Source organism: Sphingomonas sp. LR60 (genome assembly GCF_036855935.1).
Classification (GTDB): Bacteria; Pseudomonadota; Alphaproteobacteria; order Sphingomonadales; family Sphingomonadaceae; genus Sphingomonas.
The window spans coordinates 1,578,284-1,595,645 of record NZ_JASPFK010000001.1; the positions used below are offsets into that span (position 1 = coordinate 1,578,284).

15 protein-coding genes are annotated in these 17,362 nt (G+C 65.9%); 10 read left to right on the top strand and 5 right to left on the bottom strand.

The features are described 5' to 3' along the window. Positions 1-80: 80 nt before the first annotated feature. The 3 genes from QP166_RS07215 to QP166_RS07225 all read left to right on the top strand — a co-directional run bounded on the left by QP166_RS07215 (position 81) and on the right by QP166_RS07225 (position 3,117). Positions 81-893 (top strand): family 43 glycosylhydrolase, encoded by an 813-nt coding sequence (locus QP166_RS07215; RefSeq protein ID WP_333915306.1) that lies wholly within the window; start codon positions 81-83, stop codon positions 891-893. 215 nt (positions 894-1,108) lie between these two features. Then, positions 1,109-1,417 carry a DUF485 domain-containing protein gene (locus QP166_RS07220; RefSeq protein WP_333915307.1) on the top strand — a complete coding sequence of 103 codons (309 nt, stop codon included), beginning with the start codon at positions 1,109-1,111 and terminating at the stop codon, positions 1,415-1,417. Next, complete coding sequence (locus QP166_RS07225) at positions 1,414-3,117, top strand: cation acetate symporter (protein WP_333915308.1); 1,704 nt, start codon at positions 1,414-1,416, stop codon at positions 3,115-3,117. The genes QP166_RS07220 and QP166_RS07225 overlap by 4 nt, the downstream gene beginning before the upstream one ends. Before the next feature lie 31 nt (positions 3,118-3,148). Here the strand turns inward: QP166_RS07225 and QP166_RS07230 are convergent, their stop codons facing one another. Both QP166_RS07230 and ppk2 read right to left on the bottom strand, forming a co-directional pair. Beyond that, entirely contained in the window at positions 3,149-3,487 is a 339-nt protein-coding gene (locus tag QP166_RS07230; RefSeq protein WP_333915309.1) for a hypothetical protein, read from the bottom strand. A gap of 25 nt (positions 3,488-3,512) precedes the next feature. Further along, positions 3,513-4,271, bottom strand: coding sequence for a polyphosphate kinase 2 (gene ppk2, locus QP166_RS07235; RefSeq protein ID WP_333915310.1), 759 nt, complete (start codon positions 4,269-4,271; stop codon positions 3,513-3,515). A 94-nt stretch (positions 4,272-4,365) separates the two neighbouring features. Here ppk2 and QP166_RS07240 point away from each other — a divergent pair, with 94 nt between their 5' ends. Then, positions 4,366-4,506 carry a hypothetical protein gene (locus tag QP166_RS07240; RefSeq protein WP_333915311.1) on the top strand — a complete coding sequence of 47 codons (141 nt, stop codon included), beginning with the start codon at positions 4,366-4,368 and terminating at the stop codon, positions 4,504-4,506. A 15-nt stretch (positions 4,507-4,521) separates the two neighbouring features. Here QP166_RS07240 and QP166_RS07245 read toward each other — a convergent pair whose 3' ends face one another. Further along, on the bottom strand, positions 4,522-5,325 hold the full coding sequence (locus QP166_RS07245; RefSeq protein WP_333915312.1) for an NIPSNAP family protein: 804 nt from the start codon (positions 5,323-5,325) through the stop codon (positions 4,522-4,524). A 144-nt stretch (positions 5,326-5,469) separates the two neighbouring features. Between QP166_RS07245 and QP166_RS07250 the strand changes: the two genes are divergently transcribed. The 5 genes from QP166_RS07250 to QP166_RS07270 all read left to right on the top strand — a co-directional run bounded on the left by QP166_RS07250 (position 5,470) and on the right by QP166_RS07270 (position 10,094). Then, positions 5,470-6,279: a formate/nitrite transporter family protein gene (locus QP166_RS07250; RefSeq protein WP_333915313.1), complete on the top strand. Its 810-nt coding sequence runs from the start codon at positions 5,470-5,472 to the stop codon at positions 6,277-6,279. Between the two features lie 116 nt (positions 6,280-6,395). Further along, complete coding sequence (locus QP166_RS07255; protein ID WP_333915314.1) at positions 6,396-7,715, top strand: GntP family permease; 1,320 nt, start codon at positions 6,396-6,398, stop codon at positions 7,713-7,715. A gap of 20 nt (positions 7,716-7,735) precedes the next feature. Beyond that, complete coding sequence (locus QP166_RS07260) at positions 7,736-8,695, top strand: alpha/beta fold hydrolase (protein WP_333915315.1); 960 nt, start codon at positions 7,736-7,738, stop codon at positions 8,693-8,695. Positions 8,696-9,051: 356 nt separating this feature from the next. Continuing rightward, entirely contained in the window at positions 9,052-9,618 is a 567-nt protein-coding gene (locus tag QP166_RS07265) for an SPL family radical SAM protein (protein ID WP_333917283.1), read from the top strand. Continuing rightward, on the top strand, positions 9,615-10,094 hold the full coding sequence (locus QP166_RS07270) for a metallophosphoesterase family protein (protein WP_333915316.1): 480 nt from the start codon (positions 9,615-9,617) through the stop codon (positions 10,092-10,094). The genes QP166_RS07265 and QP166_RS07270 overlap by 4 nt, the downstream gene beginning before the upstream one ends. A 3-nt stretch (positions 10,095-10,097) precedes the next feature. On the opposite strand, the gene QP166_RS07275 is transcribed toward QP166_RS07270, so the two are convergent. Continuing rightward, a complete protein-coding gene (locus QP166_RS07275; protein WP_333915317.1) occupies positions 10,098-11,648 on the bottom strand; it encodes an MFS transporter in 1,551 nt (516 codons plus the stop codon). A gap of 76 nt (positions 11,649-11,724) precedes the next feature. Beyond that, the gene (locus QP166_RS07280) at positions 11,725-14,310 is read right to left on the bottom strand and encodes a family 20 glycosylhydrolase (protein WP_333915318.1); all 2,586 of its coding nucleotides are present in this window, start codon (positions 14,308-14,310) and stop codon (positions 11,725-11,727) included. Between the two features lie 344 nt (positions 14,311-14,654). On the opposite strand from QP166_RS07280, the gene QP166_RS07285 reads away from it, so the two are divergent. Continuing rightward, complete coding sequence (locus QP166_RS07285) at positions 14,655-17,345, top strand: TonB-dependent receptor (RefSeq protein WP_333915319.1); 2,691 nt, start codon at positions 14,655-14,657, stop codon at positions 17,343-17,345. Positions 17,346-17,362 lie beyond the last annotated feature (17 nt).

The window sequence follows — 17,362 nt, forward strand, 5'->3', positions numbered from 1 at the left end:
ACCCGCATACAACTCAACGCTCGGCAAAGGCGAGGAATTATCCTACCATTGGCAACCGATCCCCGCTTCGACAGGTGTTCATGATCCGCTTGCGTTTCCTCTCCGCCGCCGCGCTGCTGACCGCGGTTGCCGCGCCGGTGCTCGCCGACAATCCACAGTTCCAGGGCGCGGACCCGCACGCGACGATGATCGACGGCGAGCTATGGGTCTTCCCGACCGGCGGGCCGGGCGGAAGCTGGGCCGCGGACCGCTTCGGTGCGTTTTCGTCGCGCGACCTCAAGACCTGGCGACCGCGCGGCGAGCTGATCCGCCGCGATCAGATCGCGTGGATCGGCGCGGACGGCGCGCGCGAGCATTTCCTTTGGGCGCCCGGCGTCGCGACGCGCGACGGCAAATGGTATCTCTATTATTCGGTCGGCCCGCAAAACCCGACGCCCAGCCGGATCGGGGTCGCGGTCGCAGACCGGCCCGAAGGACCGTATCGTGACATCGGCCGCCCGCTGGTGACCGGCGGGCAGGGGTTCGAGGCGATCGATCCGATGGCCTTCATCGATCCCAACTACGGCAAGGCATATCTGTATGCCGGGGGCAGCGCGGGGGCGAAGCTGCGCGTGTGGGAGTTGACCCGCGACATGATCGGGCTGGCGCGCGAGGTTCCGGTGGAAACGCCGCCGCAGTTCACCGAAGCCGCCTTCATGCACGAACGCGGTGGCGTTTATTATCTTTCCTATAGCCACGGCCGCTTCAATGGCCCCGATTATTCGGTCCATTATGCCACCGCGGCGTCACCGATCGGCCCGTGGCGCTACCGCGGCGCGATCCTGACCAGCGATCGTCGGCACAAGGGGCCGGGGCATCACAGCTTCGTCCAGACCCCGCTGGTGCGTGGCTAATCGTTTATCATCGCTGGGAAAACCCGAAGGGTCCCGCGCCCTTTTCCGGCGAGCGGCAGGTCGCGATCGACCGGCTGCGCTACGCCACGGACGGCCGCATCCTGCCGGTGCGAATGACCGACGGCCCAGCGGCACCGACGCTCCCCTCACGATAAACCGTTGCTTGCACCTCGTTTATATTGCTGCATGGTAGCGGCAATAACGGGAGGGGCGGGATGGACGACGCGGAAGCGGCACGCGTGGCAGCGGACCCACGATATCGCGAACTGGTACAACGTCGCGGACGGATCAGCTGGACGCTGACCGCGGTAATGCTGGTCGCATATCTCAGCTTCATCTTGCTGATTGCGTTCGACAAAGCCCTGCTCGCCCGCCCGATCGGCGCGGGCGTTACCTCGATCGGGATCGTCGCGGGCTTCGCGGTGATCGTGCTCGCGATCGTCCTCACGGGCCTCTACGTCCGCCGCGCCGCCCGCGACTTCGATCCGCTGGTCGACGCCCTGCGCGCGGAGCATGACGCATGAGAGGGCGCGCTGCTTTCGTTGCGGTCGCTATCGCGTTGATACCCTTACCCGCATTTGCCGACGCGCTGGCCGGGCAGAGCGTCCAGCAACCGACCAATTGGACCGCGATCCTGATGTTCGCCGCCTTCGCGCTGCTGACGCTCGGCATCACGCGCTGGGCGGCGCGGCGGACGCGAACGGTCGGTGACTTCTATACCGCCGGCGGCGGAATTACCGGATTTCAGAACGGGCTGGCGATCGCTGGCGACTTCATGTCGGCGGCGTCGTTTCTCGGCATCTCGGCGCAGATTTTCGCCGATGGCTATGACGGGCTGATCTACTCGATCGGCTTCCTGGTCGGCTGGCCGATCATCCTGTTCCTGATGGCGGAGCGGCTGCGCAATCTCGGTCGCTACACCTTCGCCGATGTCGCCAGCTTCCGCTTCGCGCAAACCCCGGTGCGCAGCTTCGCGGCGGTCAGCACCCTGATTGTCGTGCTGTTTTACCTGATCGCGCAGATGGTCGGGGCAGGACAGCTCATCAAGCTGCTGTTCGGCGTGCGCTACGAATATGCGGTGGTGATCGTCGGCGTGTTGATGACGCTGTACGTGCTGTTCGGCGGCATGACCGCGACGACCTGGGTGCAGATCGTCAAGGCGGTGCTGCTACTCGGCAGCGCGACGTTCATGGCGCTGGTCGTCTTGTGGCAGTTCGGCTTCTCGTTCGAGGCATTGTTCGCGCGAGCTGTGGAGGTGAAGACCGGGCTTGCCGCCGCGGCCGGTGCCGATCCGGCCGCGGCCGCAGCCAAGGGCCGTTCGATCATGGGGCCGGGCAATTTCATCAAGGACCCGGTGTCGGCGGTATCGTTCGGGCTTGCGCTGATGTTCGGGACAGCCGGACTGCCGCACATCCTGATGCGCTTCTTCACCGTGCCTGACGCACAGGCGGCTCGCCGTTCGGTGCTGTGGGCGACAGGCTGGATCGGCTATTTCTACCTGTTGACCTTCATCATCGGCTTTGGCGCGATCGTGCTGGTCGCGACCGCGCCGCGCTATCTCGACCCTGCCGGCGGATTGCTTGGCGGCGGGAACATGGCGGCGATCCATCTTGCACATGCGGTCGGCGGCAATCTGTTCCTGGGCTTCATTTCGGCCGTTGCCTTCGCAACGATCCTGGCCGTCGTGGCCGGACTGACCTTGTCGGGCGCCTCGGCGGTCAGCCACGATCTCTACGCCACCGTGCTGCGCAAGGGAGCGGCCGATCCCGCCGCGGAGCTGCGGGTCTCGCGGCGTACCGTGCTGGTGCTGGCGGTGGCGGCGATCCTGCTCGGCATCATCTTCGAGAAGCAGAACGTCGCGTTCATGGTCAGCCTCGCCTTCGCGGTGGCGGCGTCGGGCAATTTCCCGGTGCTGTTGCTTTCGTTGTTCTGGAAAGGCTGCACGACGCGCGGAGTCGTGGCGGGCGGAACGCTCGGGCTGGTCTTGGCGGTCACGCTGACGGTGTTGTCGCCAGCGGTGTGGGAGAAGATCCTCGGTTACCCCGCGGCGATCTTCCCCTATTCGTCGCCGGCAATCTTCTCGATGCCCGCCGCCTTCGTGACGATCTGGCTGGTGTCGCTGTTCGATCGCAGCGGGCGCGCGGCGGTCGATCGCGCCGGTTACGCCGCGCAGCATGTGCGCGCGGAAACCGGGATCGGGGCAGCGGGCGCCTCGTCACACTAACGAGGCCTAGGCCGCTCCGATCAACCCCGGTTTACCGATCCTTGCCATCGACATAGGCGCCGCGATCCCCCTCCGCCCGGTGGATCGCCGCCGTTCCACGCGACGCGGCCCTCTCCGCCTTGCGAGCGGCGGCAGAGGCGGTGTGGAGCACGCGGGTGCGGCCGTGAAAGGCCAGATTGTAACTGACGAACCACATCCCGCCCGATATCAGCAACGCGGCGGCAAGCCAGCTACGCTTCCGCTGGCGCAAGCGATGATCGTGTAGCACCAGTCGCCTGCCGCACGCCGCACATCGATAGACGGTCGTACCCACACGCGCGGTCGACTTGCCGGCCCAACGATGGAGCCCGAGGACGCAAAGGATGCCCATGCGCGCACGCCTAACGCCAATCAGGTTAGCGCGCTAGCCGTCCGTCTTCCAGCGCCGCACGCTCGAATGTGAACAGCACATCTGGGTCGACGACAGGTACCTCCTTGGCGATCTGCGCCGGGGCGATCTGATGGACCAGATGCCGCAGGATCGCGATCCGCGCCGCCTTCTTGTGATCGGCGTGGAGGCAATGCCATGGCGCGAGCGGCGTGTGCGTGCGTACCAGCATCGTGTCGCGGGCCGCCGAATAATCGTCCCACCGCGCCTGCGCGACCTTGTCCATGTCCGAGGTTTTCAATTGCTTGAGCGGGTCGGTACGGCGCGCCTTGAGGCGCTTCTCCTGCTCGTCCTTGTCGATGTCGAGCCACAGCTTGACCAGCCGGATGCCGCTTTCGACCAGCATCCGTTCGAAATCGGGCGCGTCGCGCAGGAACTCGGCCTGTTCCGCGGGGGTCGAGAATCCCATCACCACCTCGACCCCGGCGCGATTGTACCAGGAGCGATTGAAGATCACGATCTCGCCCGCTGCGGGCAGATGCGCGACATAGCGCTGGAAATACCATTGCGTCCGCTCACGATCGGATGGCTTTGGCAGCGCGATGACGCGCGTATAGCGGATCGAGAGATGCTCGACGATCCGCTTGATCGCACCATCCTTGCCCGCGCTGTCGCGGCCCTCCAGCACGATCACGACGCGTTCGCCGGTTTCCACCGCGGCAAGCTGCGCCTCGACCAGCGCGAGCTGCGCCTGCTCCAGATCGTGTTCGTACCGGTCGTCGCCCATCGCTTGCTCCTTGTCGTTTGGATGGGAACCAAGCCCGAACATTCCGGTTCCTGCCCTACATGGCGCGACGCGCGCCACCCACCCGAGGATGGACATGACCCGCACGACCCTGAGCCTGTTCGGCGCCGCCAAGACGGCCACCACTCCGAAGCGTCGCATCAACGACGATCCGCTCGCGGGCCTGACCCCGGTTGAACGTGCAATGGCTCAGCGATTGACGCCGACGCACGGCTGAACCGCGCGCCGGTTCTCAGATCTGCGAGTAGGGCGTCGGGGTTAGGATGCGGTTGTCGATCCCGGTGGTGATCTCCGGGTCGGTCAGACCGGGGGTGGCGATCAACGTCTTCCACGCCGGGTCCGAGCCGAAGGTACGCCAGTTGCGTTCTCGCGTCGCCAGATCGGGGAACGTCAACATGTAGGTCAGGCTGGGCAGACGATCGCCCGTCAGGTCCTGCGCGAAGAACACCGGTGTCAGGCCGGTGCGACGGAAGATTTCTATCTCGCCACCGGTGTCGAACATCTCGATCTTCGTCGCGCCGGCCTTGATGCTCGGACTGAAATACGTTCGCAACTCGAACAATCGTGCAGCATTGATCGCCGGCACCTCGACCCGCGGCATGTGCGGGAAAGCGCGCATCAACTTCACATCCATCGACGCGAAGCCGGGCGCGGAGGGGGACGCATCGAGAAACGACGCGCCGGCCTGCGCATGACGCGCGTCGGCTGACAGGCGGCCGGGTAGCGCCGCGAAGTCGGCGAGCGTCGGATGCGGGATCAACACCGATACGCTCGGGCTGGCGGGGCCGATGCTGATGGTGAAGACTCTGATCGGTCCGCAGCCGGCGCGCCGCGCCGCCGGAATGAACGCATCGCGCAGATAGGCATCCAGCCCCGCGCGCATCGGACCGTTGACGAGGTGGTAGGTACGAAGCTCGTAGATTTCCGGCGTCTTTGCGGCGCCACGCGACTGAGCCTGCGCGCCTCCGGCAGCCAGCGTCATCCCGCTCATTGTGGCGCCCGCCAGCACGGAGCGGCGGTCGATCGGATAAGACATTGATACCTCGCGAAGTCCTCTGCGCGCACGATGCCGATGCAACCGGCCTGGTCAAGCCGCGACCTTCGACTATCGCGACCGCACGACGATGGGTGTTGAGCGATCCGGCTCGATCGAACGTTAGGACACCGAGGGGAAATGCTGATGGCCGACCAAGACGTGGGTGAAGAAGAGGCCGAAGCCGAAGAGCGCAGCGCGCCGGCCGCGCGCGTCGTCCATGCCGCCGTCGCTGAACAGGGGGAGGACGAACTCGGTCGTCCGATCGCCTCGCTGTTCTGGTCGGGGTTCGCCGCCGGGATCGCGATCATGGCGTCCTTGTGGGTCAGCGGTGCGCTGCGCCACTATTTGCCCGACGCGCCTTGGTCGGAAGCGGTGGTCGCGCTGGGCTATCCCGCCGGGTTCCTGATCGTCATCCTCGGGCGTTTGCAACTCTTTACCGAGCATACTGCGGTGGCGGTCCTGCCGGTCGCCCGCAAGCCGACGCGAGCGAACCTGCTGTCGCTGGCACGTTTGTGGGGCGTGATCTTCGTCGCCAACATGCTGGGCGTGGCAATTGCCACGGCGCTGGCCGTTCGCGCCCATATCCAGCCTGCCGCGACGCTCGAAGGGATGCTCGCAGTGTCGGGCAAGCTGCTCGAACGGACGCCGGTCGACACGCTGATGCAGGCGATTCCGGCCGGGTTCCTGATCGCTTCGATCGCGTGGATCCGCTCGGCGGTGAACAGCGGCGACTTCTGGATCGTCTTCGCGGTGACCTACGCGATCTCACTGGGTGGGTTCGCGCATGTCGTTGCCGGTGCATCGGAGGCTTTCCTGCTGATGTGGGCGGGGCAGGCAAGTGTCGGCTGGGCGTTGGGCGGGTTCGTGTTGCCGGCATTGCTCGGCAATATCATCGGCGGCACCGGCTTGTTCGCCTTGCTGGCCCATGCGCAGGTCAAGAACGAAATCCGCTGATCGGCCGCGTGGCGCGATGCGGCGAAGGTCGTGATTGACGTGCTCGCACAAAGTGCGTTGTCTGCGCCGATGAACGACCGTCGTACTTCCGCCCGTTTCGCTGCGAACGCCCGCGCATGATCCTCCTTTCGATCGTCGCGGCGCTGGTGATACTGATCGTGATGGTGACGCTACGCGCGCCGCCGTTTCTCGCCTTCGTCGTCGCCGCGCTATTCGCCGCCTTGCTGCTGGGCGTACCGCTGGCGCGCGTGCCCGGCGCGATCGAGAAGGGGATCGGCGACACGATCGGCCCGGTGGTCATCACGATCGTGCTCGGCGCGTTCCTCGGCAAACTGATCGCCGACAGCGGCGCGGCACAGCGGATCGCCGATACGCTGATCGGCTGGTGTGGGCCGTCGCGGATGCCGATCGCAATGGCGGCGACCGGGTTTCTGGTCGGTATCCCGCTGTTCTACAATGTCGGCTTCGTGCTGATGGTGCCGCTGATCTTCTCTATCGTGCTCCGCTCGGGATTGCCGGCGGTGCATGTCGGCATTCCGTTGCTGGCGGGCCTGTCGATCGCGCATGGCTTCCTGCCGCCGCATCCGTCGCCGACCGCGGTCGTGGCGCAACTCGGCGCTGACCTTGGCGTGACCCTGATCTATGGATTGATCGTCGGGCTGCCGACGCTCGCCATCGCAGGCCCGCTGTTCGCGACGACGCTGAAAGGCATCGTCACGCCGCCGTCGCCGATGTTCGAGGCCGCCACGGCCTCACGCGAACGCCGGCTGCCGGGGGCCTTCGCGAGCTTCGCGTGCGCGCTGCTCCCCGTGATCCTGATCGCCGGCGCGACCGCGCTCCACTATGCGCCGCTTTCACCGGAGGCCGCGACGGCGGTCGCCTTCGTCGGTCACCCGACCAACGTGTTGCTGCTGTCGATCGCGGTCGGCATCGTTGCGTTGGGGCGCAGCGTCGGTCTGACCCGGATCGAGATCATGGACGGCTTCACGGTCGCGATCCGCGACATCGCGCCGATCCTCCTCATCATCGCCGGGGCGGGCGGGTTGAAGCAGGTGCTGGTCGAAAGCGGCGCCGACAAGATCATGGCGGCGCAACTCGCCAACCTGCCGCTCCCGCCGCTTGCGCTCGGATGGCTGCTCGCGTGCGTGATCCGGATCGCGGTCGGCTCCGCGACGGTCGCCGGGCTGACGGCAGGTGGGCTGATCCAGCCCGTGATCGTCGCCACCGGCGCCGACGCCAATCTGATGGTGCTGGCGATCGGTGCGGGCAGCCTGATGTGCAGCCACGTCAATGATTCCGGCTTCTGGATGTTCAAGGAATATTTCGGTCTGTCGTTGCGCGATACGTTCCGATCGTGGTCGCTGATGGAGACGCTGGTCGGCGTATTCGGCCTGATCTTCGTGCTGCTGCTCGACACGTTGCTGAGCTTCATCTGACGGTAAGGGCGACGAACCAGATGTTCCAGGAATATACGGTCGAGGCGAACGGCATCCGCCAGCATGTGACCGAGGCAGGCGAAGGTCCGGTCGTACTGCTATGCCACGGCTTTCCCGAACTCGGGGCTTCATGGCGGCATCAGCTACGCGCCCTTGCGAGCGCCGGCTACCGCGCGATCGCGCCGGATATGCGCGGTTACGGGCAGACCGGAGCGCCAGTCGGCGTCGATGACTACACGATCTTCCACCTGACCGGCGACATGGTCGCGCTGCTTGGGGCGCTGAATATTTCGGAAGCCGCCATCGTCGGTCACGATTGGGGCGCGCCGGTCGCGTGGACCGCTGCGCAACTCCGCCCGGACCTGTTCAAGGCCGTGCTCGGCATGTCGGTGCCCTTCGCGCGCCGCGGCTCGATCAGCAGCCTCGCCAAGTTCCGACGTGCCAAGCTCGACCAATTCTACCAGCTCTATTTCCAGACACCGGGCGTCGCCGAGCAGGAGCTGGAGGCGGACGCCGATGCCACCATCCGGCGAATGATGTGGACGCTCTCTGCCGGTCCGTCCGAGTTATGGAATGGCATGATCGGGGAAGCGGGCGCCCTCGCATCGTTTCAGGAACCCGAAGGCGAAATCCCGTGGCTCGGCGACGAGGAGCTCGCGCGTTATGGCGCTGCGTTCCGCGCGGCCGGCTTCGCAGGACCGCTCAACTGGTATCGCAACATCGACCGCAATTGGGAACTGACCGCCGCACTCGACGGCTTGCCGATCGCGCGACCGGCATGGTTCATCATCGGCGACCGCGATCCGATCCTCCCCTTCGTCAAACCCGCGATCGATGCATTGCCGCAGACGGTCGCAGGATTACGCGGCACGACGGTGCTGCCCGGCGTCGGCCACTGGCTCCAGCAGGAAGCCAACGACGCCGTAAACGCCGTCATGCTCGACTTCCTCGCACAGGCCTTCCCCGCGTCGCCGACCTGATCGACACGACGGCGACGCGGCGACGCGCACGGACCGTTCGCCGTCACCATCCGTTCGGCCCCCATGGCGCTCGCCCGACAAGCTCGTACCCCCAATGACGCCGGTTGGCGTCCGCGCCGCATTTTCATCACCCGCTCGTCGCTAGGCTTCGCCCATGGCCGCGCGATCGCCGAACGGGCGGCGGCGCTGGACGTCGAGGTGATCGAACTGCGCGGCGACCGGGTGACGCTCGACCTGCCCGATGATCCGCGACGCGCCTATGCCGAGGCCAAGTCGACGCTCGCGGTCGTGGTCGCCCCGCCTTCGAGGCGTCGTGCTACACCGATCCGCTGGCGCTGGAGCCGATCACCGGCGCGCTGTCGGCAACGATCGCATGGTTCGGCCGCTGGGACGCGCCGGTCCAGCTTCGCTTCACGAGCAAGTTCGCGAATGTCGATGCGCTGCTCGACCTCGACCATCACGCCCGCACCCGAATGCGCGCTTCGATCAACCCGACGCTGTTCGCACGCTTCGAAGGCGGAACCGCCCCGGTCGCGGCGAGATTGGCGACCCTGCGACGGATGGCGGCGGCGGGCTATCCGGTCGGACTGACGATCGCCCCGATCATCGCGGCGTCGGGCTGGGAAGCCGCCTATGGCGCGCTGCTCGACGATGTCGCGACCACCTTCGCCGGATTGCCGGATCTCGATCTGACCGTCGAGCTGATCACCCACCGCTTCACCGCCGGATCGAAGGCGGTGCTCGACAGCTGGTATCCGGGCTCGTCGCTCGACATGGGCGCGGCGGGCCGCACCACCAAGCGCACCAAGTTCGGGACCGAGAAGCAGGTCTACGACGCCGCGACCATGCGTCTGCTGCGAAGCTTCTTCGAGGAGCGGATCTCGGCGGCGCTACCCGCGGCGCGCATCCTCTACTGGACATGACCGTCTTCTTCACCGCCGACACCCACTTCGGCGACCACCGCACGATCAACATCCAGAAGCGCCCGTTTGGCAGCGTGGCGGAGATGGATGCGCTGCTGATCGAGCGCTGGAACGCGGCGGTCGCGCCCGACGACATCGTCTGGCACCTCGGCGATGTCGCGCGGCGATCTGCCGATGTGCCCGCGCTGCTCGCCCGGTTGAACGGGACCAAGCATCTGCTGCGTGGCAACAACGATCCGGATGCAACCGCCGCGGCTGACGGCTGGGCGAGCGTCGGCGACTATGCCGAGATCGTGCTGGACGATCGTCGGCTGGTGCTGTGCCACTATCCGTTTCGAAGCTGGAACGGCCAGCACAAGGGTGCGCTCAACCTTCACGGGCATAGCCACGGCAGGCTCAAGCCGATGCCGAGGCAGTTCGACGTGGGCGTCGACGTCCACGGCTTCGCACCGGTGCGGCTCGACGATTTTGCCTAGATCCTAATCGAGCGTCCGCAGATCGCGGCCACGCGTCTCGAGCCCGAACCATGCGACGAGCACGAACGACAAAGCGGTCGGCACCATGACGAGCAGGGCGGACGTGCCCATCGACAGTGCAACCCCGCTGATCGTCAGCCCCTGCGCGATCAGCCCGCCCGCCTTGGTACAGGCTGCTACCCAGCCCGTCGCCCGCCCGCGCACGCGCAACGGGAAACTCTCCGCGGCATAGGGCAAGACGATCGCGATGATCCCGTTCGTCCCGACGATTAGCAACGCGACCGGCAGCACCGGGCTTCCGCTTCCCGCCAGCTCCAGCCGGAGCACCAGCAACAGCCCCGCCAGAGTGACAGCGATCATCGTCGCCAGCGCCCATTTGGTGCTCCACCGGCTATAGAGCAGCGCCGCGACGAACACGGTCGGGAAGGCGATCAGCGCGCTTTCGGCCAGCAGGCGGCTCGACACACCGACCGAATAGCCCTTTGCGACCAGATCGGCGGGTAGCCATAGCAGCAACCCGAAATTGATGAGGCCCCACGACAAGGCGCAGATGCTGAGCGCCGCCAGCTTCCCGTACAGATGCACGCCCTGCAGCGGCTGCGAGGAAAGCGTTGGTGTCGCCATTGCGGGAGAGGTGGTGCGCGCGGTGGCGCCGAAGCGGCGCATCACGACCTCTGCTTCCGCCACCCGCCCGCGCGCCAGCAGGAACTTCGCCGATTCCGGGATCAGCGCGCCGAGCAGCACCAGCGTCAGCCCCGTCGGCAGGTTCGCGAGCCACAGGATTCGCCAGCCGAACAGCGGTTGCAGCACCGCCGACATGCCGCTCGCTGCGAAATAGCCGCCGACCGCGCCCATTCCGCCGACCAGCACCAGGCTCCAGCCGCGATGCCGGTTCGGCATCATCTCGGCGAGCAGCGCATAGGTGACCGGCAACATCCCGCCCGCCGCCGCGCCCATCATGAAGCACATCGCGATGTTCCATGCGAGACTGGGCATCGCGCCGCAGATCGAGGTGCCGACGAACATCACCGCCGACAACAGGATCGAAGCCTTGCGTCCATAGACGTCGGCGATCCAGCCCCACAGCACCGATCCGGTGACCGTGCCGGCCAGTGCGAAGAACGGCACCAGCGACACCGTCTTCTTCGCGACGCCATATTCGGCGACCATGCCGGGCACCGTGAAGCCGAGCGACGCGGGTTTCATGACATCGATGATCAGCGCGACGACCAGCACCGCCATCAACCCCCAATGCGCCGGTCCCAACTGCGCATCCTCGGGTGCGGCCACGACGATGTTGGCGGCGGCGGATCGCTGCGCCGCAAGGTCGCGCGGCAGCAGTCCGTACGCCGCGACCAGCGTTCCCAGCACGATCAGCGCCATCCCGCCGATCATCATGCCGTCCATCGTCATTCCGGCCAGCCGATAGTTCATCGCGCGCGCCATCGCGAACATCGGCAGGTGCGCGACCACGCCGATCGTCACCGCAACGCAGCCGAGGACGAACGCCCAGACCGCCTGCCGATCCGACAGCGTGCTCTTGATCGAACCCATATGTTCCCCTCCGCCACGGCGGCAATAGCCGCGTTGCATCGGGCGGGAAAGCCGTACCGGGTGTGGTGCTACCGGGTCACTGCCACGCGGTGCGCTCTGGCTGTACGGTGACGGTGCGGCTTGCGTGGCGACCGTCGGCGGTCATGCTCCGCACCTCGGTCGGGCCATCGACGGCAACCGGATCGGCATAGCGGGTCCATGTCCCGCCCGCTGACCGATACTCGATCCGCATGCCCGGCAGTTCGCCGATCGCCTCCAGTCGCCCGTCGACGATCCGCGCGCCCGGTGGGGACAGGCGATAGGTGATGCCGTTGCGATCGAGTGCCGGTAGCCGCGCGGCGACGCGAGCGGAGAAGTCGCGCCACCCGGCGAGCAAGGCGCCGGTGTCGACCCGCTTGTCGCCATAACTGTAGCGCGCGCCCGGCGCATAGGCCGGTTCCCAGGTCGCGCGCGACCAACCGCGCTCCGCCAGTGCGAACAGCCTCGGGAACAGCATATACTCCACCTGCGAGTCACGCCGGACCATCTCGCTCCACAATTGCGCCTGGATGCCCGCGACATGCCGGCCATCAGCCAGCGGAGTGCGATCTTCTATCGTACCCGGCCGGTTGAGGATATCGGTCATCGTGGCGGCATTGGCGGGAAGGTTGCCGGGCATGAACGCATAGAGCCGATACAGATCAATCTCGCGCGTCGCCCAGGTCGCACCGGGCTCGTCGGGCGACACCGCCTGCGGCATGTCGAGATACGTGACGTCGGGCATCGACAGGATCACCGGCCAGCCGTGATTGGCATGGGTATGCGCTTCCGTCACCCCGCGGTCGAACAATCCGCCCCAGACATAGGATTGCGTCTGCGCGGGCAGGGCGGCGGGATCGGCATGCGTCAGCCCGTCGCTCCATGCCCCGGCACGGATCCCGCGCTTGGCGAGCATCGTCGCCACGCGCTCGACGAAGCGCGCGCCGAGGTGAGCGACCGGCGTATTCGTCCGCGCTGCCTCCGCCTGACACGCCGGCGAATTGCGCCATGCGCCGGCGGTTTCGTCGGCGCCGATATGATAGAGGCGTAGCGGCATCCCGGCCTTGGCGTGCAGCCTCGCCATCTCGGAAATCACGGTATCGACGAAGCGATAGGTCTGCGGAATGCAGACGTTCAGCGTATTGTCGTCGTAATTCTGGATGCTGCGATAGCGTGTCGTATCACCGGGCTCGACCAGCCGGTAACGCTCCGCTTCGGCACGCTTCCCTGCCGCCATCAACCGACTATAGCGCGCTTCCATCGCCTTGATCGCCGCGCGCGAGTGGCCCGGCATGTCGAACGACGGAACGACGGTGATCTGGCGCGCCTTGGCGGCGGCGAGGATCGTGAGATAGTCGCCGGTGCTCAGATAACCGTTGGTCGGCGCATCACGCGCCGGATCGGCGCCCAGCTGCGGCTGAAGACAGGTACGATCCGTCAGGTCGAGGCAGCGATAGGCGCCGACCTCGGTAAGTTCGGGCAGGGCAGGGATCGCCATCCGCCAGCCCTCGTCGTCACCCAGATGCAAGTGGAGCGTGTTGAGCTTGACCGCCGCCATCTGCTCGATCAGCCGCAGGATCTCGGCGCGGTCATGGAAGTTGCGCGCGACATCGACGTGCAGCCCGCGATAGCCATAGCGCGGCGCATCCTCGACCGTCAGCGGCTTCATTCGCAAGCCTTCGTACGCCGCCTGCTGCGCCAACGATCGCAACGCATAAGCGGCACCCGCCTCATCGCGCGCGACGATGCGTATCCCGCTTGCGGCGACGTCGAGCCGATAGGCTTCGGCTGCCAATGCGGTGTCGCCGATCGTGATCGACAACGGCACGACGCCCTTGCCGACCCCCGCCTGCCTCAGCGCGTCGAGGGCGGGTGCCAGCCGGACACGTGCGCCTCCATGCACCGTTACACGTACGCCTTTGGACAGTTCGAGCAACGCGCCGGTCGGGCGGGCGACGTTCGCCGGCATGGGGAGAATGACGATGTCCGGCGTGGCAGCCACACCGCGCGCGGCATAGCGGACGAAGGCGCGCGCGGGCGTAAGCCAGACGTTGCGGTCGGCGGCGGCGGCGGTCGCCAGCCGCGGCTCGTCGGTCATCGGCGCGACATAGGGCAGGGTTTCGAGCCCGGTTTCGGGATCGGTCCCGGGGCGCGTCGCCGCGATCACCACCGGCGCGACACCGGGCGCGGCCAGCACGGCGTTGGGCAGCACGAACGCCCGCGAGAAGAACGGCACGCTGGCGGTCAGCCGGATGCGATAGTGCTGACCGGCCGCGAGCGTCTGTCCGGGCTTGAGCGCGAAGATCGTTACGTCGCCATTGACCAATCGGCTGGTGAACTCCGCGCTGTCCATCAGCAGCACGCTGCCGATCAGGCTCATGCGGACTTCGAGCCCGGCAGGTGGGGTGACGTCTGTCGGCGTATCGAGGTCGATGTCGAGCATCACGCATTTGCGCGGCGGTGCCGGAGTCGGCGGCGGAGCGCTGGGATCGACGGGCAGCGGCGGGCAGTATGATGGGCGATTGTCGACGATCGTGACCCGGTAGCCGAGCTGCGCAGCAAGCCGATCGAGATCAGCTGCTGGGGACGAAGCCGGCACAGCACCGGCTGGCGCCGCGGAGGCCAACAGCAATGCGATCGACATTATCCCCATGTTTCTCCTGCCTTTTTGCTGTCGCGCCTTAATGCGTCGCTGGTCGTGATCGTGTCACGAGGCTTTCATCCTAACAATACCAAAAAAGCACCTTCGACATAATTGGACACAAACGAGTAACTTTTGGGGTTGCTAATTGCGCAAACCAGAGGTTTGTTGCCGCATAATGAGGCTGAGCGTGCTGCGCGGGGGCGCGGCTCTCAGTCAACGAAGAAGACCAAAATAAAACAACTACAAAGGGGGCAGTCATGATCGTTAGAGGCGTTTCGTCATCGGCCAGCGTGTTGGCGCTCATCATGTCCGCATCGGCTGCGGCGCAAGAAGGGACGGCGCCGATGACGGCGCAACAATCTCCTCCGATCGCTTCGGACGGCCAGGTACGCAGCGGGATCGGCGACACGGGCGACGAGGTCGTCGTGACCGGCATCCGCGCCTCGATCGAGGCTTCGCTCGCGCAGAAGCGGCGATCGGACATGGTGTCCGAAGTCATCACTGCGCAGGACATCGGCAAGTTCCCCGACAAGAACGTCGCGGACTCGCTGGGGCGGCTGACCGGCGTCAACGTCGTCACCGGTTCTTCGGCGGGCGGCGGCTTCGGCGAGAACCAGTCGGTATCGATCCGCGGCACCGATCCCGAACTCAACCTGACCTTGCTCGACGGGCACAGCCTCGCGACCGGCGATTGGTTCGTCCTCGATCAGGCGAACGGCGGGCGCAGCTTCAATTTCAGCATGTTCCCGTCCGAAATCGTCGGCAGCCTTGAGGTGTACAAAAGCGCGCAGGCCGACATTCCCGAAGGGGGGATCGGCGGCACGATCAACGTCCACAGCCGCCTGCCACTCGACCTGCCCGCAGGCACGTTCAACCTGACCGCGCAGGGCGCCTACAACGACCTCTCCGTCAAGTGGAAGCCGCAGGTGTCGGCGGTGGCCAGCTGGAAGAACAAGGCCGGGACGTTCGGCATCCTGGCGGCGGGCTTCTACGAGGCGCGCGCCTTCCGCCGCGACGGTCAGGAGTTCCTCGGCTATTCCACGCAGGAGAATTTCAACAACAGCGGTGTCGAGGTCGCCTATCCGGCACTGATCGGCGATGCATATTTCACGCAGGAGCGTATCCGCAAGGGCGGGACCGTATCGGTGCAGTTCAAGCCGACCGACCGCTTGGAACTGACCGCCACCGGGCTCTACACCCGCATGAGCGCGAATAACGTCAACGTGAACAGCATGGCGTGGACGAGCAAGCTGGTCGGTGACAGATCGACCCCCGGTACGCCGGGCTACGCACTCGGCAAATACGCGACCAAGGCCTATGGCGGCGTTACCTATCTCACCTCGGCGGCATGGGCCGCAACCGGGGCAGGTGGTGCCCCGTCGTTCGGGCGGGTGCAGGACGACATCTTCCGCTCGGCCTTCTCCTCGACATGGAACGGCACGCTCGAGGCGAAGTGGAAGCCCGCCGACGGCATGACCGTTCATGCCAATGTCGGCTATACCGAGGGGCGCGGCGCAACCACGAAGGAGCGTGGCTGGGAAACCTATTGGCAAACCGGCATGAGCTACGCGCTTCAGGGCAAGGGCGCAGTCCTGAGTTATCCCGGCCTGCCGACCGACCCGACGTCCTCGGCCTATCTGAAGAACTATTTCAGCGGCGTGTGGGGCGGGTCGACGATTTCACCCGACAGGGAATTCTACACCCAGGGCGATCTGGAACAGGAGTTCCCGGATTCAAGCTGGCTGCGCGCGATCAAGACCGGCGCGCGCTTCACCAACCATCGCCGCGCCGTCGATTCAACCGGAATCCTGTGGGCAGGCAACGAGACCGCGACGGCCGACCCGGTATACGGCGCCGTGGACACCAATCAGATCGGCCTGTTCGATGCCTACGCCGGCGCGACCACGCCGGGGAATTTCAACCGTCGGATCGGCGTGCCGAGCCGCTATTCGCTCGCCGATCTGAACAAGGTCGAGGCGGTCCTCGCGACGCGTGGCGGGACCGATGAGGCGTTCTATCCGCCGTCGAGCTTTTCGGTCGAAGAGAAGGACACCGCCTTCTACGCGATGGCGCGGGTCGGCAACGACAGCAACTGGCGCGGCAATCTCGGTCTGCGCTCGGTTCGCACCGACATCGACACGCTACAATATTCTCCGAACGTGGCGCCGACGATCATCAACAAGTTCGGCGAGTTCGGCGCGGTGAAGGACGGGCGCGCCTATTGGGACGTGCTGCCCAGCGCCAATCTGACCTATAACGCGACCGACAAATTGCTGTTGCGCGGCGCGGTGGCGAAGGTGATGTCGCGGCCGGGCTATGCGCAGCTTGCCGGCGCCTTCTCGGTCGACGATCTCAGCCTGACCGGCAGCGCTGGCGGCAATCCGCGGCTCGATCCGTTCCGCGCCTGGCAGTTCAATCTTGCCGCCGAATTCTATTATGCGCCACAGTCGCTATTCTCGATCGGCATCTTCGCGCTCGATATCAGCAACTACATCACCACCACGACCAGCAAACGCTTCTACCGGACCGTCCTCCACCCGAACGGCGCGAATTTCCTCGTCGAGGAGCCGGTGAACGGCGGCGGCGGCTTCAACAAGGGTGCCGAGGTCAATTGGCAGCAGCCGATCTGGGGCGGATTCGGCATGATCGCCAATTACACCTATTCCGATGCGAAGCGGGACCGCAGCGCGGTTGCCGAGGGCGACCATCTCGGACGCGATATCGACGGCAATTCCAAACATACCTGGAACCTGACCGGCTATTTCGAGAACGATCTGGTCAGCACCCGGCTGGCCTACAGCTATCGTTCCAAGTTCCGCTCGGGCATCGATCGTGCGACGGCGATGTGGCAGGACGGCTATGGTCAGCTCGACGGATCGCTGCTGGTGCATGTCACGCCGCATCTGGCGCTCAGCGCGGATGCGCAGAACATCGGCAATGCGAAGCTGTACTATTTCGTTGGCGATCGTGCGATCCCCCGTGCCTATTATGACAACGGCCGAACCTTCTACCTCGGCGTGCGGGTGACCTATTGATCAAGATGCAAGGGGGA